Here is a 25,018-nt window from a genome sequence, read left to right as displayed (position 1 = left end):
AAGAGTGTATAAATAGAGAAAAGATGCCGATTTTAGTCGATTTCGGCACCTTTTTTTACTTCTTTATTCATTTGATTTGTCGTTTCCATTTCGCGACACTATTACACTACTTATAGTATTATCGCAATTAGGCCACCTGAACCTTCATTAATTATCCGTTCAAGTGTTTCTTTCAGCTTATACCTTGCATTTTCTGGCATCATTGCAATTTTCGCCTGGATACCCTCTCTAACTAAAGAACTTAGGCTTCTGCCAAATATATCAGAATTCCAAATGGATAATGGGTCATCCTCAAAATCTTGCATTAAATATCTCACTAGTTCTTCACTCTGTTTTTCTGTTCCAATAATTGGAGCAAATTCTGATTCTACATCTACCTTTATCATATGAATGGATGGTGCTACTGCTTTAAGTCTTACACCGAAGCGCGCACCCTGTCTAATGATTTCTGGCTCATCCAAACTCATATCAGCAATCGAAGGTGCAGCAATTCCATAACCTGTCTGTTTCACCATTGCTAATGCGTCTGAAATTTGATCATATTCTCTTTTTGCATCCGCAAAGTTCTGCATTAGCTCTAATAAGTGATCCTTCCCTCTTACCTCTACACCCACTACTTCTTTTAATACATTGTCATATAAATCATCTGGAGCAAACAAGTCAATCTCCGCAACTCCTTGCCCCATATCGACACCAGCTAATCCCGCATTTTCAATAAAATCATACTCATAGAATTGTTGTACAACACGGTCTACATCACGAAGACGTTTAATATCTTTCACAGTTTCTTTTACAGCTTCTTGATAGTTATTTCGTAACCAATGATTTTCTTTTAAGACCATAACCCAGCTTGGTAAGTTTACATTTACTTCTAATACTGGGAACTCATACAACGCTTCACGTAACACATTCATTACATCTGCTTCTCTCATTCCCTCTACAGACATTGCTAATACTGGAATATCGTATTTTTTCTGTAATTGGGAGCGAAGTGCTTCTGTCTCTGAGTGATGTGGTCTTGCTGAGTTAATAACCATGATAAATGGTTTACCAACTTCTTTTAACTCATTAATTACTCTTTCCTCCGCCTCGACGTAGTCGGATCGCGGTATTTCGCCAATTGATCCGTCTGTCGTAATGACTACACCAAGGACAGAGTGTTCTTGAATTACCTTACGTGTACCAATCTCTGCTGCCTCATGGAATGAGATTGGTTCTTCATACCAAGGAGTATGAATCATTCTAGGACCATTTTCATCCTCGTATCCTTTTGCTCCAGGTACAGTGTAACCAACACAGTCTACAAGTCTAACATTTACTTCCAACCCTTCTTCCACTTGAACGGATACAGCTTGATTAGGAACAAATTTTGGTTCTGTTGTCATTATTGTTCTACCAGCTGCACTTTGAGGTAGTTCATCTTGCGCTCTAGCTCTATCTGCTTCACTCATGATGTTTGGCAGTACTGCAAGCTCCATGAACTTTTTGATAAATGTGGATTTACCCGTTCGAACAGCTCCAACTACTCCTAAATAAATGTCTCCACCTGTTCTTTCTGCAATATCTTTGAAAATATCCACCTTTTCCAAGAGGTTCCCTCCCATCATTAATTTAAAGCAAGTGTTCAAAAAGGAGGACTCTTTTTGAACAACCTCTTAAAGGGACATAACATCCGTTAAACGTTGGTTCATTTTATGTTTATGATGTTGTCCGATTCTAATATGACTATATTTAAAAGAATATAAGAAAAATCCTTCTTCCACATTATATTTAGCGAAAGAAGGATTATTCCTATTCCAAGTAAATAGGTTCATTGTTTTTATCAACAGTATATGGTAATGAGTAAGCAGGAACAAAATAAGAATCTTTAGTTAATAGATTTATTATATTTTCTCCTGGTTGGAAGGATTCCTCTGATTCTTGTATGGCGTGGTATAAATCACTTATATAATCAACATATATTTCGCCAGAACCAGTTATTACAAAGGATAGATTGTTTTGGGTAAACGGTGATATTACATATGGTTCACTATCATATCCTAATTTAGAATAGTCTAGTGTAAAGATACTTTTTGTAATGGAATCTTTGAAAGGTGGATAACCTTGTGATCTAATTCTTATTTTAATTTCTCTTATCTTTTCAGCAATTCTTAAATCAAATACTTTTACAGTTGGATTTGTTTCAACATCCACTAACACATATTGAAATACTCCTCCACTTTCATAAGCATTTCCTGGAGGCTCTGGTATGTATTTTGGTTGTAATTTTTTAAAATCAATCGGATATTTAATATAGATAGGCGTGTCCTCGTCACGAGTTTTAATTGGTAACAGTCCGCCTTCATCTTCTTGGTATTTTTCTACAGCATTTTGGACTGAAATAATTTGGTCTTCATAAGGAACCTGATTCTCAGCTTTTCTTTCCTCTGGATACATACACCCTGTTAGTAAGAAGGTGACAACTATCGTTACTAACAATGCTGCTTTACTTTTCATAGGTGTTCATCCTCTCATATACAATATTGTTAATTTGTAGGTCCAGTTAAAACGATCAGCATAACGATTATTCCACCAGTAATCATCATTATCCAAGCGATAATACTCGTTAACACTTTTAATATCTTATTTTCAAGTTTATATCTACTCACATAGATTACAAACATCGCTAAAGCAAGTAAAATCATCCCAATTATTGAGATCCACATTTTTTGCATAGAAAGTGACATAATTTCTCCTCCGAATATACTAAATACATAACAAATATTATAACATCTTTACATCATAACTTGTCCGCAAAATAATTACAAAATAGTGATAAGTAACTAAGAAAAGAGGAAGGCGGTCGTTTAGGGGCGACAAGCAAATGTTCTGAGACAAAGAAAGGTGCTCTTTACCTTTCATTGGCTCAGGTTATTTGACCTCGAGCCCCTACCGCCTGAAGCTAGACAAAAAAACATGAAGCAATGATAAATCATCGCTTCATGCAGTGACAAATCCATACCCATTCCACCTGTTTAAGCAATTCTACAATGCATTATATGCAGTTAAAAATAGAACGCATCGTCTTTTGCCTAGTGTTTCTATTGTTGTTCCATTTGTTCATGAAAAATATCTACAAGTTCTTCCATTTCATTCGTTTTTAGGCGAGCCATTAATCGTTCAACGCCTGTTCTAGCATCAACGCCATTAAAAAGAACATTATATAATACTTCAGTAATAGGCATAGTACAATTGTATTTTTTCGAAAGTTGGTATGCTGCCTTCGTCGTTCTTACCCCTTCAACAACCATACCCATATTTTCTAATACTTCTTCCAGCTTTTGTCCCTTACCAAGCATATTACCCGCTCTCCAATTACGAGAATGTACACTTGTACATGTAACAATTAAATCTCCTATGCCGGTTAGTCCAGAAAATGTTAATGGATTGGCACCCATTTTGGTACCTAATCTGGAAATCTCTGCTACACCACGTGTAATTAATGCAGCTTTGGCATTATCACCAAAACCTAACCCATCTGAGATACCTGCAGCAAGAGCAATAATATTTTTTAATGCTCCACCTATCTCCACCCCAATTAGATCAGGGTTTGTATAGACTCGAAAATGCTGGTTCATGAATAAATCTTGTACCTTTTCTGCTACTTCCATATTTTTTGATGAGACTGTAACGGTCGTAGGATGTCTTAAACTAACTTCCTCCGCATGACTTGGTCCAGATAAAACAACAACTTCATTTAAAATTCTTTCTGGAGCTTCTTCCTCTATCATCTCTGAAATACGCATTAACGTATCTGGTTCAATCCCTTTGCTTACGTGGACAAAGGTTAATGGATTTTCTTGAAATTCTGCAATATCTTGAATGATACTTCTAATTGCTTTCGTTGGGACAGCAATAATGACAGTTTGAATTTCTTTTATTGCATCCTTGAGTGATGTGTAGGCAACAATGGAATGTGGTAAATCGATATTAGGCAAATATTTTTCATTCGTATGTTGCTGGTTGATTTCTTGTTTCTGATTGTCATTTCTTGTCCATAAACGTACTTGGTGCCCATTGTCAGCTAATACCATAGCAAGTGCTGTTCCCCAGCTACCTGCTCCTATGACAGCAATATGTTCTATTACTTTGCTCATTTTCTCACCTACTTTTTAAAAAATTAAGATCGTTGCCTAGTAATTATTCGGATTGGAGTGCCTTCAAATCCAAATGCATCTCTTATTCGATTTTCAAGAAATCTCTCATATGAAAAATGCATAATCTCTGGATCATTTACGAACACAACAAAAGTTGGTGGTTTAACAGCAACTTGGGTCGCATAAAAGATTTTTAGTTTTCTACCTTTATCAGATGGTGTCGGATTCATCGCAACTGCATCCACAATCACTTCATTTAAGATACTTGATTGTACACGCATGGAATGATTTTCGCTTGCTGTTTGTATCGCAGGTATTAAAGTCGTTAAGCGTTTGCGCGTTTTAGCTGATACAAACACAATAGGAGCATAATCCAAAAATAGAAAATGCGCTCTAATTTTCTCTTCAAATTTCACCATTGTTTTCTCATCTTTTTCTACTGCATCCCACTTATTAACAACAATAACTACTGCTCTTCCTGCTTCATGAGCATAACCAGCAATTTTCTTATCTTGTTCGAGTATTCCTTCTTCTCCATCGATAACAACAAGCACTACATCAGATCGATCTATTGCTTTTAATGCCCTTAAAACACTATACTTTTCAGTGTTTTCATATACTTTCCCTTTTTTTCGCATACCTGCAGTATCAATGATTGTATATTTTTGGTCATTATATTCATAAGTAGAATCAATAGCATCACGAGTTGTTCCTGCAATATTACTTACAATTACTCTTTCTTCCCCAAGAATTGCATTCACAAGAGATGATTTCCCAACATTCGGTCTTCCTATTAGACAAAATCTGATTACATCATCCTCTACTTCATCCGTTGTTTGTGTCGGAAAATGCTTTACCACTTCATCAAGTAAATCACCTAAGCCGAGTCCATGTGCACCGGAAATCGGAAATGGATCACCAAACCCAATTGCATAGAAATCATATATTTCCGCTTTTTGTTCTGGATTGTCCACTTTATTCACGGCTAATACAACAGGTTTTTTAGAGCGGAATAATATTTTCGCTACTTCTTCATCAGCTGAAGTAACACCTTCCCGACTGTTAACGATAAATATAATTACATCCGCTTCATCTATCGCAATCTCAGCCTGTAAACGGATTTCCTCTAAGAATGGAGCATCACCTATTTCAATACCACCTGTATCAATGATGTGAAACTCATGTGTAAGCCAGTCACCTACACCGTAGATTCTATCTCGTGTAACGCCTGGAGTATCTTCGACTATCGATACTCTTTCTCCGATTATTCTATTAAAAATTGTTGATTTTCCAACGTTAGGTCTTCCTACAATTGCAACTGTCGGTTTTGCCAATTTAATCACTCACTTTTATGTCTTTTATGTCACGTTAGTAAATATTGGAACTAGCCAATTACATCCATAAAATATACCATATTATGCTACAATATGATATTTTTATTGGCTAATTTTCCTCATCTTATTAATTTTTGGTACTTTACTTAATTTCATAATAGTCTCGATGCAAATAAATGCTGCTGAGACAATTACAATGATATCCATATATTCAAGAGATCCAACAATATAAGGAAAATCCATTCGCGATAGTATTGCTGCAAATACTATATCACCTTGTAAGGAACCAAGACAAACAAAAATACATCTTTTAATAATGGAGGACGGATAAATCACATAAGAAATAAATAGTAGCAGAAATGATAACAGTATTTTTCGATCAATAAAAATCATGACTGGATCATATAACTCTAGTAATAAAAAACCTGCATAACCAACCATTAATGCAAAAACTGCAAATAAAAGATGTAATTGTTGTCTCCAAGAAAATTTACTTGTTAAATAATAGCAAATCAATAGCAATATGATACTAGAACCACTAATTTGTAATGACATGACGGAAAAATGTACCGGATGAAATATTATCATTATTAGTGCAAAAGCTGCTATTGGCAGACGAAAAGCTTTACTTTTCTCCATAATAAATGTCGAATAAATCCATAGTACCCAAATAAATAATAGATATAAACTGCCTTCCAATTATATACACCTCCCCTAACATTATAGGAAAGGATGTATGAGTCTAATCAAAAAAACATACAAAATTCTACATACACACAAAGATTTCTCAATAAAAAAAGGATGTCATAACGACACCCTTGAATTTTTATTGAAATTTCTTTAGTTTATCACCAATAACATCACTTATAGAAAAACCTTTATTCTCTTCAGGTAATTCATAGTCGTCTTGCTGATATTCTTGTTCTTCTAATTCTTTAATACTTAATGATAAACGATGGTCATTTTCATTCACATCTAGAACTTTTACTTTTACTTTTTGACCTTCTTCTAACACTTCATGTGGAGTGCCAATATGTTTGTGGGAAATTTGTGAAATATGAACGAGACCTTCAACACCAGGTAGAACTTCAATAAATGCTCCGAACGAAACTAGACGTTTTACAGTACCTTCTAGTACTGCCCCACGTGGAGCTTTTTCCGCTACACTTTCCCAAGGTCCTGGTAAAGTATCTTTAATAGATAACGAAATTCTCTCATTATCACGATCGACAGAAAGGACTTTTACCTTTACTTTTTCGCCTTCTGAGACAACATCTGATGGTTTTGCTATATGTTCATATGAAATTTGTGAAATATGAACTAGTCCATCTACACCACCAATGTCTACAAAAGCACCAAAGTCAGTTAGACGTTGAATTGTACCATCCAATACCGCTCCAACCTCTAGTTTTTCTAGTAATGCTTGTTTATCGCGATTTTTTTCTTCTTCTAATACTGCGCGATGAGATAAAATTAGGCGATTTTTGTCTTTATCTAATTCTACAATTTTAAAAGTAAGAGTCTTTCCTTGATAATCAGAAAAGTCTTCTACATAATGATCCTCTACCATAGATGCAGGCACAAATCCTCTTACACCTAAATCAACAACAAGTCCACCTTTGACAATCTCATTAACTTCAGCTTCAAACACTTCATTATTCTGATAGCGTTTTTCTAATGTTTCCCATGCATTCTCCGCATCTACTTTTCTTTTCGAAAGTACGAGTAATTCTTCCTCTACCTTAGTTACTACTAAATCAAGGATATCCCCTTCACTAACGACATCAGATGCCTTTTCAACATGAAGACTTGAGAGTTCACTGATAGGAATAATACCATCTAGTTTACTGCCTTCAACATCTACTAGTACTTGCTTTTCTTCAATTTTAGAAACAGTTCCTTTTACGCGATCTCCCTCAGTAAAATCCTTCACTTCAATACTATTCATGTCTTCAGTCATATGTATTCCTCCTATCCGACTTTAAAAACTATTAGGATATAATTATTCAATATGAATGGTTATATTTATCCAATCATTAAAATAATTGTCTTGTTACTAACTTCTTACAATATGGTGACTTTGTCAAGCAATTGAGCCTAAAGCATGTACAAAAAATCCAAATTTATTTTACACGATTTTCATCATATAATTTTTTAATTTCTGCCATAATTACATCTGTTGCAATATCTGCTGACACTTTATTTTCACGCAATTCCGTAAAGTCAATTGGTTTTCCATAAACAACTTTTAATTTTTTAAATGGTTTATATGGTCCAATGATGGCACATGGTACAATTTGAGCATTTGATCGTAAGGCAAAAAAACCAGCTCCTGCTAACCCTTTTCCAACCTCACCATTTTTACTCCGTTTACCTTCTGGAAACAACCCAACAACCTTACCTTCTTTTAAATATTTTAGTCCAGTTCTTAATGCTTCTCTATCACTCATACCTCGTTTGACCGGGAATGCATTTATATTTGTCATTAGCTTTTTGGACCATTTATATTTAAACAATTCTGCTTTGGCCATAAAATGGATTGGCCTTGGTGCAGTTACTCCAACTGTTGGAGGGTCTAGATTGTCAATATGGTTAGCACATAAAAGCACAGGCCCTTCCATCGGAAAGTTCTCCACACCTTTTATTTCAATTCTATATAATGGTTTTAAGATTGACTTCACTACCATTTTCGCAAAACTATAAAAGGTCAAACTTCTTCCATCCTTTCCATAGCTAATGCCAGTATTTCATCCGCAACTTCATCAATTGATAAGTTTGAAGTATCGATTTCGACTGCATTTTCAGCCTTTCTAAGAGGAGAAATTTCACGCTCTGTATCTTGCTTGTCCCTTAATGCAATTTCTTCCTTCAATTTTACTAGATCGGAAGGAAAACCTTTCTGGACGTTCTCGAGATGCCGACGTTGTGCACGAATTTCTACACTTGCCAACAAGAATATTTTTAACTCGGCATGTGGTAAAACGTGTGTTCCAATATCCCTACCATCCATAACAATTCCGCCATCTTGTCCCATTTGTTGTTGACGTAAGACCATTTCTTCGCGAACTATTCCTAATGCAGCAATAGAAGAAACGGTATTCGTAACTTCAGCTTCACGAATTTCATTTGTAACATCTTTACCATCAAGTAAAATAATTTGCCCATTGGTAGCTGGCTTAAGTTCAATATTCGTTTCAGACAATAATTGTCTTAATAAACTTTCTTCCTTTATGTCTATTTTCATTTTTAGTATTTTATACGTTATAGCTCGATACATTGCTCCTGTATCCACATAGACATAGCCTAATTTCCCTGCGACTATTTTAGCTACAGTACTCTTCCCTGCAGCTGCAGGGCCATCTATCGCAATGCTAATTTTTTTATTTTTCATTTTTTCTCACCTGCTTAGTTATCTGATTACGATCATTTCTTCCTAATCTATATTACCATATAAACATGAACTTCTTACATTTTTCCATAAAAAAATGAAGACGAGTTTTGTCTTCATTCTTTATTATTAAATACGTCTAATTTAGGTTGTTCTTCAGAATCCATTACACCTTCATACAAATAAACTTTATTTAAATAATCGATTACAGGTGTTCTATGTATATAAGTTTGCACGATTACTAGTATAATTAGCTGTATTAATAAAATTTTAAATATTATACGCTCCACTGTCTTCATTTAAAACACTCCACTTTTTTCCATAGCATCGGCAATTACACAAATTATTATTCTATATGTACACCTTTTTTTCGATATTCTAATTGCTTTTCAAAACAATAGCGAATAATTAATTGTTGATCATGTTTGCTAATATCGGAAAACTGTAAGGATACTAGATTAATTTTATTGTGTGTAAAGGTTCTGATCACTTGACAGGACACTTTCATATAGTGCGGCTCAGTTGTCGAAGGTATGATTATATACGCATTGCCTTTAACACCAGGATTCAAATGCATGTCATTAGGTAAAATAGCTGAACAACCACCAGCACTAATATCAAATGTAGTAGTTGGAAGAAAATCTTCAGTGTCAACAAATTGTAGGGATATATCTAAAGATGCCTCTACTCGCACAAATTGTCTGCGTTGAATTTTTGACATTTGTTCAAATGGAGGCAATGTCAGTACTAGGAGAGGTATTGAATTCATTTCTCTACCAATTACTTGTGATTGAAAGGTATATGCAACATGTGTTTCCTGATGAACAAAATTAACATGTAACAATTCATCCGTAATTAAGTATTTTGTCTTTTTAGAATCTACACCTATTGGATATGAAATATACAGTTTATCATTATTGTAATCTTCGATAGTTGCTTTTAACTTCTCCCCCTGATTCTCTTCGCTTAATTCAATAATAATTTCCATTCCAATTGTAAACATCGTATGTCACTTCCCAACCGTATTCTCTGTCTATTATCTCATGGAAAGTACAATTCTTCTACTTTCTATCTATTTAATAAACTAAAAGTCTAGAGAAAACTAAAAACCCACTCCAGTTTACAAAAAAATGGAGTGGGCTTATACCTAACTTACAGCATTTATTTATTCCATTTCCCTTGCTCTTTGTGTATCTCTCACGTTTTTCTGTACTGTAATCGCTGCAAAAATAGAAAGTACATAAGCCATCCCAAAGAATCCTTTTTCAGAAAGCACAATACTGCCTGCATTGTATAGACCAATTGCCATTAATGCAATCGCTATGATTAAAGCAAACCAACTTACCCCATAATAAATATTTGTAACGGGTATCCCTTCATCCCTATCCCTTACAGACTTTTGAAGTGAAACAGCTGCAAACAATCCAAATACGAGAACAGAAAAATAATAGCCTTGCTCATTCAGTTCCATATTTGAGTTATACAAACCGATTAAGTATGAAATGACACCGACAAATAACGCACCCCATGCAGCTGCTTTAAATGGACCAGTAGGCTCGCCTTCCCTTCTAACAACTTCACGACCAGTTTTCTCTTCCTTTGCGACTACATCCTCATTATTTTCTGACATTCTATCCCCCCTCGGTCCAATCCATATTGTATATATATTATGCAACCATGAAAAAAAGCACTCTCTCTATAAGATGCATATAGCTCTTATAAAATGAAAATGCCTAGACAAAAGAATGTATGTAGAATTTAAGCCAAACTATTGCTTGAAATTATAACTATTTCAAGATAGTTTGGCTTTGTATGAGCAGCAGTATTGCTACACTAACATTGTTCCATATTGTTACAATACATTATCATATATAGGTTCTGCGTTTTGGAGTTTTTCAATTTTTTCTTCTATACCATTTTTCGCATTAATATAAATACGATATGTGTCATTATCTAATGTACCAATAAACTCATAGCAAAGTACTTCTTCCCCTAAATCATTAACAATAATCGCAAGACTATTATCCATAATTTCTACATTTGAATTAATATAACCTCGTGCATCCTCCATTGAAATCTCGGGATCGACAATCTCTCTATCACGTAGGCCTTTTAAATAATCTCCAGCAGAGAATCCAACCACTTGCCCATTATCTAGTGCTACTTTTACTTTTATTGATTCAGGATAAATCAATACACCATTTTGGACTGTTACAAAAGTAAGTAACCCTGTATTATCATATTGCATACTTTGTGATAATTCCAAATTCTTATAATTATGCTTTTGTAAAAAATCACTCGCTTTATTCACAGCATCATTTAAACTTATCTTCCGATCTCCTACTTCACGATGATTCATAAACCAGATAGGATATCCACCTTTTTTTGTTAAATCCATACTAACACCTTGACCTTTCCCATCATCAAGGTTGACACTAAAAAATCCATACGGTGAACCTTTACCGCTTTCTGCAACATTATATTCGGTTACTTTTTTTAAATCCGCATGTTTCTTAGCAAGTTCAAGCGCCTCATCTTCAGAGATTTCTTTACCCTTTATATGCTCAAAATTTTCTTCTTTTTCTTGAAAAGGCATAATAGATGGATTTTGCAAATTTTCCTGATCAAAACCTTCTGCAGTTTTTTCTACAGTTTTAAATCCATCAATGATTGTATTATCTGCCGTTTCTTTTCCTGAAGCTAAAGCCAGCTCCACATCCATCCAGCGCAAATTGTTTTCTAAAACTAAATGTTGAACTTTACGTAATTCTCCACGAATTTCATCACTTTGTGCGTACAATTCTTTTAACAGTCCATATTCATCATCCGAAAGTGGTTCTTTATCTAAGTCTCTTACTGCAGTACGGTAACTAAAGTTTCCAATATTCGTTAAAAACTCTTCCGTTTTATTAAATGGCAGTAATGTTAATGGTAGTTGCCCTACATTTCCTCGAGCTTCGGATGTAATTCTCCACACGTCAGCAAGTGCAGGTGATAACGATTTCCTTGAATTCATTGCAAGTGCTGTACCAATTTTATCGTGAAGAATATCAATTTGGTAGGATAAGTCGTGGAAAGAGCGCTGATAATTATTTTCTGCATTAATTAATATAGCGTTCTTTTCCTGATGCTCTTGATAACCCCAATATGCTGCTCCAGCAACTCCAATTGCCAATACAACAATCAAAATATTCCTAACCATATATTACGACCACCTTTATTATTTACAAAATATATGTTTCCCAATTCTTTTAATTTGCGGTCTAGACCAAATCCACCCACTTGTTGCGGTATCTGGATTGAAATAATATAATGCATTTTGCGATGGATCCCATCCATTGATCGCGTCGAGAACAGCTTCCTTCGCTCTTTCATTAGGAGTTAGCCAAATTTGTCCATCAGCAACAGCTGTAAACGCACGTGGCTCAAAAATAACACCTGCTACAGTATTAGGAAATGATGCACTATTAACTCGATTTAATATTACAGCTGCAACAGCAACTTGTCCCTCGTATGGTTCTCCACGAGCTTCTCCGTATACCGCATTAGCCATCAGCTGTATATCATTTTGTGAAAACCCAGCAGGAGTATTTGTAGCTGTTGGTTTCGTCGGTGATGTAGGTGTATTTGCTTGTGTGTTATCTCCTTGTTGTTGTTTTCCTGTACTTGTATTTCCTTTTTTATTTGCTTTTGTTTGTTTTGCCAAATCCGTACCACCGTAATGTGTAAATGTATTTCCTTTTCTTATTTGTTCTTTTACCCATTTTTCGTGGTACTTTGATGCTTTAACTAACTTATCCTTTGTCTCACTTCCAGCTAATCCATCAATATCCAATCCATAGTCTTTTTGAAAGTTCCTTAACGCCCAATATGTTCCCCAACCGAAAACTCCATCAATTTCACCTTTATAAAATCCAATGTATTGAAGTCTAGCCTGGAGCTCAATCACATCATCTCCTACAGCACCTCTTTGAATAATTTGATTAGAGAATGCATGTGCATCATTTACAGGAGTTGAAGAAATTGTAAGCATTGTGCAAAGTAATAAAACGGATATCAGCTTTATTGTTCTGCTATATCTCATTTTCATAGCCTCCAAAAATTATATTCTTTGGATAGTGTCAGATAGTTTCTATACTTTTATGCACAAAACAAATAAAAAAACGCTCATTCTTATTTAGAATGCAGCGTTTTTATTTTCATTTTGATTATGAAAATGTTTTCTTGACAAAATGTGAGCATGTTTTACTTTACGGAGACCAAAATACCATAAAAATAACATAAACGGCAGGATGTAATACATCCAATTAGTACCTATTACTAAAATATAATCATATAACCCATGCAATATATAAGGCACGACGAAGGATGCAACTAGCCAATAATGGAAGCGACCATATATGTTAAATTTCGCTTTACCAAGATAATAACCCATTAGCACTCCAAATATCGCATGACTCGAAACTGGTAATAAAGCTCTACCAATTGCAAATTCTATTCCATTAGCAGTTAGAAATAATATATTCTCAACAGTTGCAAATCCTAATGAAATACTAGTACCATAGACAATACCGTCATATGGTTCATCAAAGTCTGCATGCTTATATATAGCTATAAATAAAAGAAACCATTTAAAGAATTCTTCCATTAAAGCTGCAGAGAAAAATGCATGTAAAAAACCATTATTAATTAAACCTTCCTCTTGTAATACAAATTGTATAAACATAATTGGGAAAGTTAATATAGCTCCTAATAAAAAAACACGAAATACATTTCTAACCGGCTCTTGCTCAAATTGATCACGTAAGTAAAAATAACTAACTAGAGCAAGTCCAGGGGCAATACCGGCAGAAATAACGCCAAGCATATGCAGCCCTCTTTTCATTCTTTTTATTAATCGTATCATGGAAAGCATGAGATGGAAATAACAATTTATTCAGAGGTGTTATAATGAAACGCATTCTTGTAATTCATACCGGAGGTACTATCGCAATGGAGGAGAATCACGAAACAGGAGTTGTAACTCCTAAAGATGAAAATCCTCTTCCACAGATTTCAAAACAATTTGAAACTACCGCAAAATTAATTTTAAAACAACCTTTTCTTCTTCCCTCTCCACACATAACACCTAAGGAGATGCTTTTATTAAAAGAACTAATAGAAGAAGAATATGAGAAAAACAATCTAGATGGTGTAGTAATTACCCATGGTACAGATACACTTGAAGAAACTGCATATTTTCTTGACTTAACAGTAAACTTGAATATCCCCATCGTTTTGACAGGTGCAATGCGATCCAGTAACGAAATTGGTTCAGATGGATTATATAATTTTATCGCTTCCATCCGTGTTGCATGTTCCGATAGTGCAAAAAACAAGGGTGTACTAGTTGTTCTAAACGACGAGATTCATACAGCAATGAATGTAACAAAAACACACACAACTAATGTATCTACTTTCCAAAGTCCACAATACGGACCTATTGGTCTTGTTACAAAGCGTGATATAATTTTCCAACAAAAGCCGGATAAATCGGAAAAATATGCTATTAAGGATATTAATGTAAGGGTGGCACTGTTAAAAGCTTATTCAGGCATGGAAGCAGATGTTTTCCACTCCCTTCATCAATTAAAATATGATGGAGTAGTTATAGAAGCATTTGGAACAGGTAATTTACCACCAGCAACAATCGAGGGAATAAAGAAGTTATTAGACGCACATATTCCAATTGTACTTGTATCCAGGTGCTTTAATGGAATAGCTCAAGATACATATCAATATGTCGGGGGTGGTAAACAATTAAAAGAAATGGGGGTTATCTTCTGCAATGGACTAAATGGTCCAAAAGCAAGAATCAAAGTATTAGTTGCATTATCATCACAAATAAAAAAACCACTTAATGAAGTATTCACTTAAAGAATAATCGGAGAGGTATTTTATTAACAAATGTAAGAAATACAACTTAAAAAAAAGTGGAGAAAAATCGTTTTTTCTCCACTTTTCTAGATTTGTTCACTTTTTAAATTATGCCATTTATAGAACACTTTTTTCCATTTCGAGAATATGTTTAGCAATTTGTTCTCCATGAAACCTTCCGTTTTCGATGAAAATTTCATTTGCATCATTTCCTGCCGCAATAACTCCGGCTATAAATAAATTCTTCACATTTGTCTCCATAGATTCTGGATTAAAATGAGGTCTTCCAGTTTCAGAATCAATTTGCACTCCCATATTACTGATAAATGTATGATCTGGATGATAACCTGTCATTGCAAATACAAAATCATTACTTATTTCCGTCTGCTTACCCTCAACCTCATATACAACTGAATGCTCTGTAATTTCTTTTACATGTGCATTGAATTCCATTTTAATTTTGCCATGTTTCACGAGGGATTGGAACTCTGGAATAATCCACGGTTTCACACTTGGAGAATAATCGCTTCCCCGATACAGACAAGTAACATGTGCCCCTGCATGATGTAATTCCAATGCTGCATCTACTGCAGAGTTTTTACCACCAATAACAACTACATCCGTGTCGAAGTATGGATGTGCTTCTTTGAAATAGTGGAAAACCTTGTCTAGTTCTTCTCCTGGAACCCCCATATAATTTGGACTATCATAATAGCCTGTTGCAATTACAACATATGTAGTTTCATAAACCCCTTTACTAGTTGTAACCGTAAAAACATCACCATGTTTTTCAACATTTTCAACCTTTTCAAAACGATTAATTCGCAAATCCTTCCTTTTTACTACTTCGCGGTAATATGTAAGAGCTTGATTTCTTCTAGGCTTACGTTCTACCGTAATAAATGGTACATCGCCTATTGCTAATTTCTCACTCGAACTGAAAAAAGTTTGATGTGTTGGATAATGGTACAGCGCATTTACGATATTACCTTTTTCTATAATTAAAGGATTCTTCCCCGCATCTTTTAAGGCGATGGCAGCAGCTAAACCACATGGGCCTCCACCAACGATAATACAATCTTCTTTTTGCATTACATAACTCCCCTATCCATATCATTAAAAAACTCCTATTAATATGATAGGAGTTTTCAAAATATAGTGCAATTATTAAGTTCTAAAGTAATGATTTAGTGTATTAATTGCATTATTTTCAATAATCATTTTTCCATAATCATCTAGGAATGCAGAAGTAATAGTTGAAATCTCACCAAACTCTTCTGTAATCGCTAAAAGTGATTCATTTGGTTCTGTAGATTTTTCTATAAGTAAATAATACACTTCTTCCAATATATATAAAGTACTTATTAATTCATTAAATTGAAGATTTTCAAGTTCATTCACTAATGTTATACAATCCTCTATATCAGCAAAAGCTACTGTTAAATAAATTGGATCCAAATTTACTTTTAGAGTCATTTCATCGCTGGAAAAGAGCTCATCTACTTCATCTTCATCAATCGTTAATATGAGAACTAATTCTTTAGCTGTTAATGAATAAATTTCAATTGATACGGCTCCTGTTGATTCAAGTTGAAACATTCTACTCGCCTCATCCAGCATTTCGTCAAATAATGTATCCCATACAAATGATTCTTCTAGCAACTCTTCTTCCGAAAGGCCTTTATATGTCAATTCTTCAAATGAAATGATATATTTTATTTGATTTGGTGCAATTCGTTCTAATTTCACTGAATCCGCCCCCTGCATGTAGCTCTTACACCATATTATGAAACAGGGGTTAGATGGTTCATAAGAAGTTTTATCGAGGTTTTAATGTAATTAAATGCGTTTCAGGTTTGGCCCCTAATCGTAAAGGAATTAAAGTTGTGCCATATCCATTGCTTATAAGAAGCTTACAACCCTTTTTTTCCTCAATGCCACCTTTTTTATATCTGCCAAAACCCAATATGCGAATTTGCCCTCCATGAGTATGGCCGCTTAATACTAACGACAAACGATGATTATCGGGCAACATATCCATTACACTAGGGTTATGACTTATTAAAATTTGAAATGAACTTGGTTCAATATCTTCCAATAAGCTTTCTAGCGAAGGAACTTCTTGCGTAGTGACATCATCTAATCCAATAAGTGCAATGTTATTGTGATTCATGTAAAAAATTTCATTTTTAAGCAAAATTACGCCACTTTTTTTTAATAACTCTTGAAATTTCTCTTGGTTGACTTCATAATCATTATTCCCCCAAGTAAAGACAACAGGTGCGATTTTTCTTAATATCATTACATTTTCTTGTACTCTTGATAATGGTACACCCTTTTCAGTTAAATCTCCCGCAATAATAACGATATCCACTTTCCCTTTCACTTGTTCAATCATGGTAGAATTAATTTTTCGTCTATGAATATCAGAGATAAAAAAAACGCTTAGCTTTCCTACTTCTTTCGGGAATTCAGGAAAAGTCATTGATACAAGTTCAAGGTTGTTTTCAAAGGCTTGTAATAACATATAAATGAACAATAGGGATAGTACGATACACCCGAAAATTATTCCATAAACCATGAGGGACCACACCTTATTTTTAAACTGATTATACCATTTACTTCATTATTGTACGATAAATAGTAATAATCATTCTTATTTCACAATTCTCCATAAAAAAGGCTAAGCAGAAATCGCACATACATTTCTACTTAACCAAAGCTTTACTTTAATAATCTTAAACCATTTAATATGACTAAAATGGTACTTCCCTCATGCCCAATTACCCCTAACGGTAAATCCAATACTTGAAAAAAATTAGATGCTATTAGTAATAAGATCACAATTATAGAAAAAGCAATATTTTGTTTAATAATTTTATTCATTCTTTTTGATAATCGGATGGCTTCTGATATTCTTATTAAATTATTCTTCATCAACACTACATCTGAAGTTTCTAATGCTACGTCAGTACCTTCTCCCATGGAAATACCTACATCTGCAGTCGCTAATGCTGGTGCGTCATTAATACCATCTCCGACCATTGCAACATGTTTGTATTTTTCTTTTAATTTTTTAATATGTTCTACTTTATGAACGGGCAGACATTCCGCTATATATTCATCTATGTTACTTTCAGACGCAATATTTTTTGCTGTTTCTTCACTATCCCCAGTTAACATGATAGTATGAATTCCCTCTGCTTTAAGTAATTCAATTGCTTTTATTGCATTAATTCGAACTTTGTCTTTCAAAGCAAATAATGCAATAACTTTATTTTCTAAACTTACATATATTACTGTTTTTCCATTTTTAGCAAGAGATTTTCCATAGCCATCTAGAAAGTTATTTGCTGCTTCTTTTCCAACAAATTCAGCTTTACCAATTTTCCACGTTCTTGAATCTACAACGGCCTTTATTCCCCAACCCGGCACATCATCTAAACTATCCGGATGTAACAATTTATCATGTCCTTGTTCTTTCCCGTATCTAACTATTGCATTAGCTAATGGATGGTTTGATTCGTTCTCAATCGATGCAACTATTCGAAGAATTGCTTGTGCATTTAACTCATCATCGACAAACATATCCGTAACCTCTGGCATTCCTCGCGTCAATGTTCCAGTTTTGTCAAATGCGATAGCATGAATATTACCTAGTTGCTCTAAATGAACTCCTCCTTTAAAAAGCAATCCCTTCTTTGCGCCGTTAGAAATCGCTGATAAAGTTGCTGGCATAATGGAAGCCACAAGCGCACATGGAGATGCTACTACAAGTAAAATCATGGCGCGATATAAAGTTTCCGTCCAACTCCATCCTAATACAAAATGTGGTAAAAACATCATGACCCCTACAACAACTAATACAATCTTTACATAAACACTTTCAAATCGTTCAATGAATAATTGTGATGGTGATTTTTCACTTTGAGCCGATTGTACTAATTCAATAATTTTTTGAAATAATGTATCTTTGCTAGTCTTCGTAATCTTTACAGTAATAGAACCATTTAAATTTACAGTTCCTGCAAATACTTGATCAAGCTTACTTTTTGTTACTGGTATTGATTCACCAGTTATAGTTGATTCGTCTAACGTGCTTGCTCCTTTAATAATTTCACCATCTGAGGGAACCCTTTCACCAGGTTTGATTAAAATATGATCACCTATATTTAACTCCTCAACATGAACTAATTCTTCCTTATCATTCATTATTCTTAAGGCTTTTTCAGGCTGTAATTCCATTAACGATGAGATTTCAGCACGACTCTTATTCATTGTATAAGTTTCAAGAGCACCACTAATAGAAAAAATAAAAATAAGTATCGCGCCCTCTGTCCAATAGCCGATACTAGCTGAACCAATTGCAGCAAAAATCATTAACATCTCTACATTCAGCTTCTTCGTTACTATTGTTTCTTCAATTCCTTCTTTCGCCTTTGCAAAACCTCCAATAATAAAAGCTACTACGTATAAAATGATTGGTATTACTGACATATTTCCTTCTAATATCCAAGCAATGATGATTAATATTCCACTAAAGATTGCAGCAACTAATTCACTATTTATCCTTATCTTCTCTAAATAATTTCTTGAGGCTATTGATTTCTCACTCTTTAACACATGTGCATCCATCCTTATGTGACACCTCCATATGACTCGTACCTTATTTATAATAATTATTATATTTTAATGATATTAAACTAATCGTTTGTTGTCAAATTTTAACTGAGAAAATACATCTTTTAGCGATAATGATTATTAATATCATGTGTTATACAATTCTATATCAGTTATTTAATTATAATTATTATAATTTATTGCAAGTTTATTAGTATGAATTTCCATTGTATATCTCAACAAACTGGTATATACTATATATACAAGCTGCATTGCTCGTATTGATAGCAAGTTTTAACCTTTAAGCTGTAATAGGGAGTTTAAAATCGAAACAGAAATGGCAAGCCTCGTTCACTTATGTAACAAGGACATACAGGAATGTTTCTGCGAACACCCACTTTTAGGAGTGGTGGTTTAAAACTTTCTTTGACAAATACGACAAAGGCGGCTTTAATTAAACATGACTTTGAACCAGTTTCCTACGGGAACTGGTTTTTGATTTGGACTGGGGATGTTTACATGAAACGACTTATCGTGACTGGTTATAAACAACATGAACTTGGTATATTTGATGAAAAACACCCGGGAATAACATACATAAAAAAAGCAATTGAAAATCAATTGCTACCATTAATCGATGAAGGATTAGAGTGGGTTATTATTAGTGGACAACTAGGAGTAGAAATATGGACAGCGGAGCTAATAATCGACTTAAAAAAACGCAATTTCCCCATCAAATATGCAGTAATCACCCCTTTTTTTGATCAAGAAAAAAGGTGGAATGAACACAACCAAGAAAAATATCAACCGATCATTGCAAATGCTGATTTTTACACAAGTGTGACAAAAAAACCATATGAGGCCCCTTGGCAATTCATCGAAAAAAATAAATTTCTGATTCGCAATGCCGATGGGTTATTGCTTATTTACGACGAAGAAAATGAAGGATCACCGAAATATATAAAAGAATTAGCTGAACACTATGCGGAGAAACTTGATTTTGAGATCTTCATCATTAATGGATATGATTTACAAGTGATAGCTGAAGAAGAACAGGCGAATCAGGATTTTTATTAATTGTAGATTATTTGGAGTGCCTGAAGCTTAAATAAACAATTAGAGTAAAAGTGAATAGGGGCTCTCAAAAAGTCAGTTTTCTTGACTTATTTGAGAGCCCCTTCTCATTTACTTACATGGTATAAATTAATATCATACTTCTTTTTCATCTTTTCGTATATTGCATTTCTTTCGTGTTTGCTTTCGCCCTTCCACACATCATTTGCCTTATCAATAATTTCACATCGAAGAGCATGAAATTCTTTCTCGAGTTTTTCTTTTTTTTCATTAAATATTTTAACTGCACCAAAAAGGATGAATGCAATACAAATAAGTGTAGCGAAATGTGAATTACGAAGAAACGAAGAAAAAGCATCCATCATAGATATATCATAAGGTTCTATTCCAGTTTTATAAATAAAATAAAAGGCAAAAAAACTATATAGGAATGCCGAAGTTAAGAAAATAAAATGAATATTTTTATAGCGAATGAATTTTAATTTTTTATTTATTAAATTTTGCAGCATATACTTCGTACTATGATCATCGATATTTAGCAAGAATGGTTCCATAAAAACCCCCCTCGATAGCCGTTCACTAATAAATATGAACAAGCTTATCAAGGTATGCCATTAAGATTGTGGTATTTTTAATGTTTGTCCAATCTTCACTTCGATTCCTTCTAGTCCATTTTCATTTTGTATAATTTCCATTCCAGTTTGACTATTAAAGTACTTCATCGCAATACTAAAAAGCGTGTCCCCTTTTTGTACAGTGTGAAATATATACGTTTGTTCCTCCTTTACAGGTTCCTCTGTTGACGTTTGCTCAGGTATTGTTTGCTCTTCCTTCGAGATTTTTTCTTCCTGTTCTATTTGATTCATGTTTTCATTTTCTTTAGGTTCTTCTGGAACTTGTTCTTCATCTTTTACATTCTCAGGTTGAGTGTCTTGATTATTCATCTCGTTAGTAGATGGTGTTTCAATAATGTTCTCATTATCATTAACTTCTTCGAGATTCTCTAATTCATTATCAGTATCTAAACTAACATCTTCTTGACCTTTATCGTCCCCTTCTACAATTCCTTCCAGTTCATCCTCATCTTCATGAAATGAAATTTGTTCTCCTCCCCTATTTACCGTCTCTGCATTTGATGGTTTTTCATTATTAATGTAATAAATAAGAAATGAAGCTGGTAATAATAAGAGAATTATTACAAGTACAAGTGGGATTGATACTTTAAAACTTTTTTTCTTTTGAGTTGAGTTCTCATTCTTAATATTTTTTCGTTTCTTCGTTTTTTTACCGTGAAATTCACTCCTTGACGGGAGAGATGTGGAAGCTTCATAAAAGTCATGCTTCTTATCAGATGCCATCGAAATTACCTCCTCAATCAATATTGTTCCTTATTGATTTACGACTTATATATATACCCAGTAAAAAATCAATAGTAAAATGCATGACGATACTTGGCAATAATTGCTGTTCCGTCCAATCATATATAAAACCAATCCAAAAGCTTAATACGATAATATTGATCAGAAGGAACCATTTTGACCAGTAACGGATGTGTGTCAATGCAAATATAATACTCGCAACTACTAATCCAAACTTAGTTTGAATAACACCTCTAAATAACAATTCCTCCGCAACTGCAATTAATAAAGTCATTGCAAATATTTTTGGTATAGATAATCCTTTAAAAATCTTCTCATTTATACCACCATCATCAAAGTAGTGAGGTGGCACAATCTTCATAAATAGCAGATCTATGATTACTACAATAATTCCACTTACAGCACCAATGGCTAAATAACGGAAATTTATTTGGAACATGGAGTCAGGAATGTTTTGCATAAAAATAAAACCTAATATAATTGCTAATAAAATTATTGCAAACTGAGATATATAAAGGTGAAAACGCAACTCCTTACCAGTTAAGTTTTTCACTATTTCTGCCTGACTATGCTTCATCATTAATCACTTCCCAAAAGCAGCAATCGCAAATTATGTTGCCACGTTGTTTCCCGCTCGCTAGAAATTTGTTTATTCGTATCAAAATATTGATCGACTTCTATTGAGCAAATATCACAGCATTGTGCTGGTACTGTTTCACAATCTTCATCAAAGTACGAATATATTTGCTCTCTTCTGCAATACTCTGAGTGAATCCAACTTATCATTTGCACTATTTTTTTTTGCTTGTACTCCATTCGCTCCTGACAAATATTTCTAACATCGGCAACACTTACTTTATTATTATAATAAAATGCCAGAAATCGTAATTGAGTTTCTGAAAGCTGCAGTTCTTGAATTAGCTCCTCTTGTTTCTTGATATTAGCTAATTGAAAATAACGATCAATTTGGTTATCGTCTGGTAACTCTGATTCTATAAGCCGTTTTGGTATTTGTTCATCTCCACGAGTGTAAAGGAGAACCGCAATACTAGGCTTCCCATCACGGCCAGCTCTTCCAATTTCCTGCAAATAGGATTCTAACTGTGCAGGTGGATGATAATGAATCACAAAGCGTATGTTCTCTTTATTAACTCCCATACCGAAAGCACTTGTTGCACAAATAATTTGTAACTGATCATACAAGAATTGTTGCTGTATTAATATACGTTGCTCTTGATCCATACCACCATGATACACTGATACCTTAGCAAAGCCTTCAGCCTTTAAGAATTCTGCAGTCTCCTCTGCTACTCGTTTACTAGAGAAATAAATAATACCTGGTTTCTGTATTCTAGCTATGAATTCCCTTAACCGATCTCTTTTCTCTAAGCTATTATCAAGTTTTTCAACCACCATACTAATATTCGGGCGATCTACAGAGAAGATAAATTCTTTTGGGCTGTCAAGCTTTAAAAAATGTATAATATCTTTCCGAACATCTTTCGTTGCAGTAGCAGTTAAAGCTAATGCTGGTGGGTTTCCTAGAATTCCCCTTATTTTCCCTACACTCAAATAATCTGGTCGAAAATCAGGTCCCCATTGTGAAATACAATGTGCTTCATCAATAACAAATAAGGATATATTTACATTTTTTAGGTGTTTAATGACCTTTTCATTACTAAGCATTTCAGGGGAAATAAAAATAAAGCGATAGTCATGTAAATTTTGAAACATATGATATTTCTCTGTATTTTGCAAGAAAGAATTAATAGCTACAGCTTTCTTCTCCCCTAATATTCGCAACTGTTCAACTTGATCCTGCATTAGTGAAATTAATGGTGATACAACTAGAACAGTTCCCTCTACCATATAAGCAGGCAATTGATAACATAGAGATTTTCCTGTTCCAGTTGGGAGCATTGCCAAAACATCATGCTGGTTTAGTACCGCTTCAATAATTTCTGATTGCCCAGGACGGAAAGATGTATAACCAAATTTTTCTTCAAGTACTTGTAATAGTTTATTCACCGTTTAACACCTGCCCTTGCAAGAACTAAGCGAATTTGAAAATAGGAAGATTCTTTCACACATTCTTTAATTGGCTTTAATTTTTTTATTCCTAGTTTATTAGCTGCTTCAGATACTCGCTTCACCAAGTGTTCATCAATAAAAGGTGTGATCGAAAAATGAGGGTCTGCATATGCAATCTCGATAATATGGTCTTCTATAGTACTCACTTTTAACTGTCTGATCCTTGCTATTTCATCAATTGAGTAATTTTGATTTAATAAGTTATATGTATAAAGTGTTGATTGCGTGAAGGGAACTTGTTTAAATACATCCTGTATTAATGAGAATAATACAGAGAATTGATCCTTATGAGAAGCTACCTTTTCTACAATATAATGGAGACAATTTAGATAGCGGAAATATGCTTCAATTTCATTCATCGTATATTTTTCTGCAATCTGACTTCCAGTTAATCCTATCTTTTCATATCCGCTAAACCTCTCAATGATAAAATTGGGTTCCTCCGGAAAATCATTTGAAAAGATATAAAACAATTCGTTATATAATTGTTCTTTTAATTGTGAAATATTTTTATGTCTAAGAATATATTGCTTTACCCATGTAGCAGTATCAGGGTCTCTTTGTATTGGATAATAACGTGTACTGGAATAATTGAAATGAGAAATTGCCTGTATCAATAATGTCAATCGCTTCCACATCTGAATAGAAGCATCTTGAAATTTCCAACCATGGATAAAAGTTGGAAATGGGTGTTTTTGAAAGAAAGCAATATAAGCCTCTTGACCTTGATTGGAAACAACAGCATGTAGATTAGATTCTGGAAAGTGGATATATTGTTGTTTCTTTAATTGTTCAATCAGTAAATCATATTGCTGACGCTTTAAACGTGGTAATACCTTAAAGAACGTAAGCATGTCATATAAATGCCCATCTTGTATCGTCTGTGATGATTTCTTTCCTGTTAATAAGTGAAAGATTGAATATATGGTCCGTTCACTATTTACTTTATGTAAACAATGTAATATAACAGCTTGCAAAAAAGTCATATGTTCCAATCTCCTTGGTCAATCGTTAATATCATATTAACATGGAAAACAATTTTCGACTATGTATTCCTACAGTTGGACGTTTTCGACAAAT

The 25,018-nt window shown here is 34.0% G+C and carries 26 protein-coding genes; 2 read left to right on the top strand and 24 right to left on the bottom strand.

The features are described 5' to 3' along the window. Positions 1–110: 110 nt before the first annotated feature. The 15 genes from spoIVA to prsW all read right to left on the bottom strand — a co-directional run bounded on the left by spoIVA (position 111) and on the right by prsW (position 13,725). On the bottom strand, positions 111–1,589 hold the full coding sequence (spoIVA, locus tag ACFPM4_RS00770; RefSeq protein WP_144919757.1) for a stage IV sporulation protein A: 1,479 nt from the start codon (positions 1,587–1,589) through the stop codon (positions 111–113). A gap of 202 nt (positions 1,590–1,791) precedes the next feature. Further along, complete coding sequence (locus ACFPM4_RS00765) at positions 1,792–2,496, bottom strand: hypothetical protein (protein WP_382346561.1); 705 nt, start codon at positions 2,494–2,496, stop codon at positions 1,792–1,794. Between the two features lie 29 nt (positions 2,497–2,525). Then, on the bottom strand, positions 2,526–2,714 hold the full coding sequence (locus ACFPM4_RS00760) for a DUF2768 domain-containing protein (protein ID WP_382346558.1): 189 nt from the start codon (positions 2,712–2,714) through the stop codon (positions 2,526–2,528). Positions 2,715–3,080: 366 nt separating this feature from the next. Continuing rightward, positions 3,081–4,136, bottom strand: a complete 1,056-nt coding sequence (locus ACFPM4_RS00755; protein ID WP_382346555.1) for an NAD(P)H-dependent glycerol-3-phosphate dehydrogenase — start codon at positions 4,134–4,136, stop codon at positions 3,081–3,083. Between the two features lie 23 nt (positions 4,137–4,159). Continuing rightward, entirely contained in the window at positions 4,160–5,470 is a 1,311-nt protein-coding gene (gene der, locus ACFPM4_RS00750) for a ribosome biogenesis GTPase Der (RefSeq protein ID WP_382346552.1), read from the bottom strand. 102 nt (positions 5,471–5,572) lie between these two features. Next, a complete protein-coding gene (locus tag ACFPM4_RS00745; RefSeq protein ID WP_382346549.1) occupies positions 5,573–6,169 on the bottom strand; it encodes a YphA family membrane protein in 597 nt (198 codons plus the stop codon). 127 nt (positions 6,170–6,296) lie between these two features. Next, positions 6,297–7,430, bottom strand: coding sequence for a 30S ribosomal protein S1 (gene rpsA / locus ACFPM4_RS00740; protein ID WP_382346546.1), 1,134 nt, complete (start codon positions 7,428–7,430; stop codon positions 6,297–6,299). 163 nt (positions 7,431–7,593) lie between these two features. Further along, positions 7,594–8,181: a lysophospholipid acyltransferase family protein gene (locus ACFPM4_RS00735; RefSeq protein WP_382346543.1), complete on the bottom strand. Its 588-nt coding sequence runs from the start codon at positions 8,179–8,181 to the stop codon at positions 7,594–7,596. Continuing rightward, complete coding sequence (cmk, locus tag ACFPM4_RS00730; RefSeq protein ID WP_382346540.1) at positions 8,178–8,861, bottom strand: (d)CMP kinase; 684 nt, start codon at positions 8,859–8,861, stop codon at positions 8,178–8,180. The genes ACFPM4_RS00735 and cmk overlap by 4 nt, the downstream gene beginning before the upstream one ends. A gap of 113 nt (positions 8,862–8,974) precedes the next feature. Beyond that, the gene (locus ACFPM4_RS00725) at positions 8,975–9,157 is read right to left on the bottom strand and encodes a DUF5359 family protein (protein ID WP_382346537.1); all 183 of its coding nucleotides are present in this window, start codon (positions 9,155–9,157) and stop codon (positions 8,975–8,977) included. A 47-nt stretch (positions 9,158–9,204) separates the two neighbouring features. Next, a complete protein-coding gene (locus ACFPM4_RS00720) occupies positions 9,205–9,861 on the bottom strand; it encodes a flagellar brake protein (protein ID WP_382346534.1) in 657 nt (218 codons plus the stop codon). Between the two features lie 162 nt (positions 9,862–10,023). After that, a complete protein-coding gene (gene yiaA, locus ACFPM4_RS00715) occupies positions 10,024–10,488 on the bottom strand; it encodes an inner membrane protein YiaA (RefSeq protein WP_382346531.1) in 465 nt (154 codons plus the stop codon). 222 nt (positions 10,489–10,710) lie between these two features. After that, positions 10,711–12,060 carry a germination protein YpeB gene (gene ypeB, locus ACFPM4_RS00710; protein WP_382346528.1) on the bottom strand — a complete coding sequence of 450 codons (1,350 nt, stop codon included), beginning with the start codon at positions 12,058–12,060 and terminating at the stop codon, positions 10,711–10,713. Positions 12,061–12,078: 18 nt separating this feature from the next. Continuing rightward, positions 12,079–12,891, bottom strand: a complete 813-nt coding sequence (sleB, locus tag ACFPM4_RS00705) for a spore cortex-lytic enzyme (RefSeq protein WP_382348104.1) — start codon at positions 12,889–12,891, stop codon at positions 12,079–12,081. A gap of 144 nt (positions 12,892–13,035) precedes the next feature. Further along, positions 13,036–13,725 carry a glutamic-type intramembrane protease PrsW gene (gene prsW, locus ACFPM4_RS00700; RefSeq protein WP_144919730.1) on the bottom strand — a complete coding sequence of 230 codons (690 nt, stop codon included), beginning with the start codon at positions 13,723–13,725 and terminating at the stop codon, positions 13,036–13,038. Between the two features lie 83 nt (positions 13,726–13,808). Between prsW and ACFPM4_RS00695 the strand changes: the two genes are divergently transcribed. After that, complete coding sequence (locus ACFPM4_RS00695; RefSeq protein ID WP_382346525.1) at positions 13,809–14,774, top strand: asparaginase; 966 nt, start codon at positions 13,809–13,811, stop codon at positions 14,772–14,774. Positions 14,775–14,891: 117 nt separating this feature from the next. Here ACFPM4_RS00695 and ACFPM4_RS00690 read toward each other — a convergent pair whose 3' ends face one another. The 4 genes from ACFPM4_RS00690 to ACFPM4_RS00675 all read right to left on the bottom strand — a co-directional run bounded on the left by ACFPM4_RS00690 (position 14,892) and on the right by ACFPM4_RS00675 (position 19,409). Next, a complete protein-coding gene (locus ACFPM4_RS00690) occupies positions 14,892–15,866 on the bottom strand; it encodes a YpdA family putative bacillithiol disulfide reductase (protein WP_382346522.1) in 975 nt (324 codons plus the stop codon). A gap of 75 nt (positions 15,867–15,941) precedes the next feature. Further along, positions 15,942–16,523: an adaptor protein MecA gene (locus tag ACFPM4_RS00685; RefSeq protein WP_382346519.1), complete on the bottom strand. Its 582-nt coding sequence runs from the start codon at positions 16,521–16,523 to the stop codon at positions 15,942–15,944. A 70-nt stretch (positions 16,524–16,593) separates the two neighbouring features. Beyond that, positions 16,594–17,301 carry a metallophosphoesterase gene (locus ACFPM4_RS00680; RefSeq protein WP_382346516.1) on the bottom strand — a complete coding sequence of 236 codons (708 nt, stop codon included), beginning with the start codon at positions 17,299–17,301 and terminating at the stop codon, positions 16,594–16,596. Positions 17,302–17,498: 197 nt separating this feature from the next. Next, complete coding sequence (locus ACFPM4_RS00675; protein ID WP_382346513.1) at positions 17,499–19,409, bottom strand: heavy metal translocating P-type ATPase; 1,911 nt, start codon at positions 19,407–19,409, stop codon at positions 17,499–17,501. A 504-nt stretch (positions 19,410–19,913) separates the two neighbouring features. Here ACFPM4_RS00675 and ACFPM4_RS00670 point away from each other — a divergent pair. Further along, a complete protein-coding gene (locus ACFPM4_RS00670) occupies positions 19,914–20,471 on the top strand; it encodes an SLOG family protein (protein ID WP_382348101.1) in 558 nt (185 codons plus the stop codon). Positions 20,472–20,575: 104 nt separating this feature from the next. Here the strand turns inward: ACFPM4_RS00670 and ACFPM4_RS00665 are convergent, their stop codons facing one another. Genes ACFPM4_RS00665 through ACFPM4_RS00645 form a run of 5 tightly spaced genes read right to left on the bottom strand, consistent with a single transcriptional unit; the run spans position 20,576 to position 24,924 of the window. Beyond that, positions 20,576–21,022 carry a DUF2663 family protein gene (locus tag ACFPM4_RS00665; RefSeq protein WP_382346510.1) on the bottom strand — a complete coding sequence of 149 codons (447 nt, stop codon included), beginning with the start codon at positions 21,020–21,022 and terminating at the stop codon, positions 20,576–20,578. Positions 21,023–21,082: 60 nt separating this feature from the next. After that, complete coding sequence (locus ACFPM4_RS00660; RefSeq protein WP_382346507.1) at positions 21,083–21,826, bottom strand: LysM peptidoglycan-binding domain-containing protein; 744 nt, start codon at positions 21,824–21,826, stop codon at positions 21,083–21,085. Positions 21,827–21,839: 13 nt separating this feature from the next. Beyond that, a complete protein-coding gene (locus ACFPM4_RS00655) occupies positions 21,840–22,424 on the bottom strand; it encodes a CPBP family intramembrane glutamic endopeptidase (protein ID WP_382346504.1) in 585 nt (194 codons plus the stop codon). Between the two features lie 2 nt (positions 22,425–22,426). Continuing rightward, a complete protein-coding gene (locus ACFPM4_RS00650) occupies positions 22,427–23,875 on the bottom strand; it encodes a RecQ family ATP-dependent DNA helicase (RefSeq protein ID WP_382346501.1) in 1,449 nt (482 codons plus the stop codon). Then, positions 23,872–24,924 carry a YpbB family protein gene (locus tag ACFPM4_RS00645; RefSeq protein ID WP_382346498.1) on the bottom strand — a complete coding sequence of 351 codons (1,053 nt, stop codon included), beginning with the start codon at positions 24,922–24,924 and terminating at the stop codon, positions 23,872–23,874. Before ACFPM4_RS00645 ends, ACFPM4_RS00650 begins: the two co-directional genes overlap by 4 nt. Between the last annotated feature and the right edge of the window lie 94 nt (positions 24,925–25,018).

Source organism: Lederbergia graminis (genome assembly GCF_042655485.1).
GTDB lineage: Bacteria > Bacillota > Bacilli > Bacillales > Bacillaceae_C > Lederbergia > Lederbergia graminis.
Note: the sequence above shows the minus strand (reverse complement) of the source record. Positions and strands in the feature narration are given on the sequence as shown.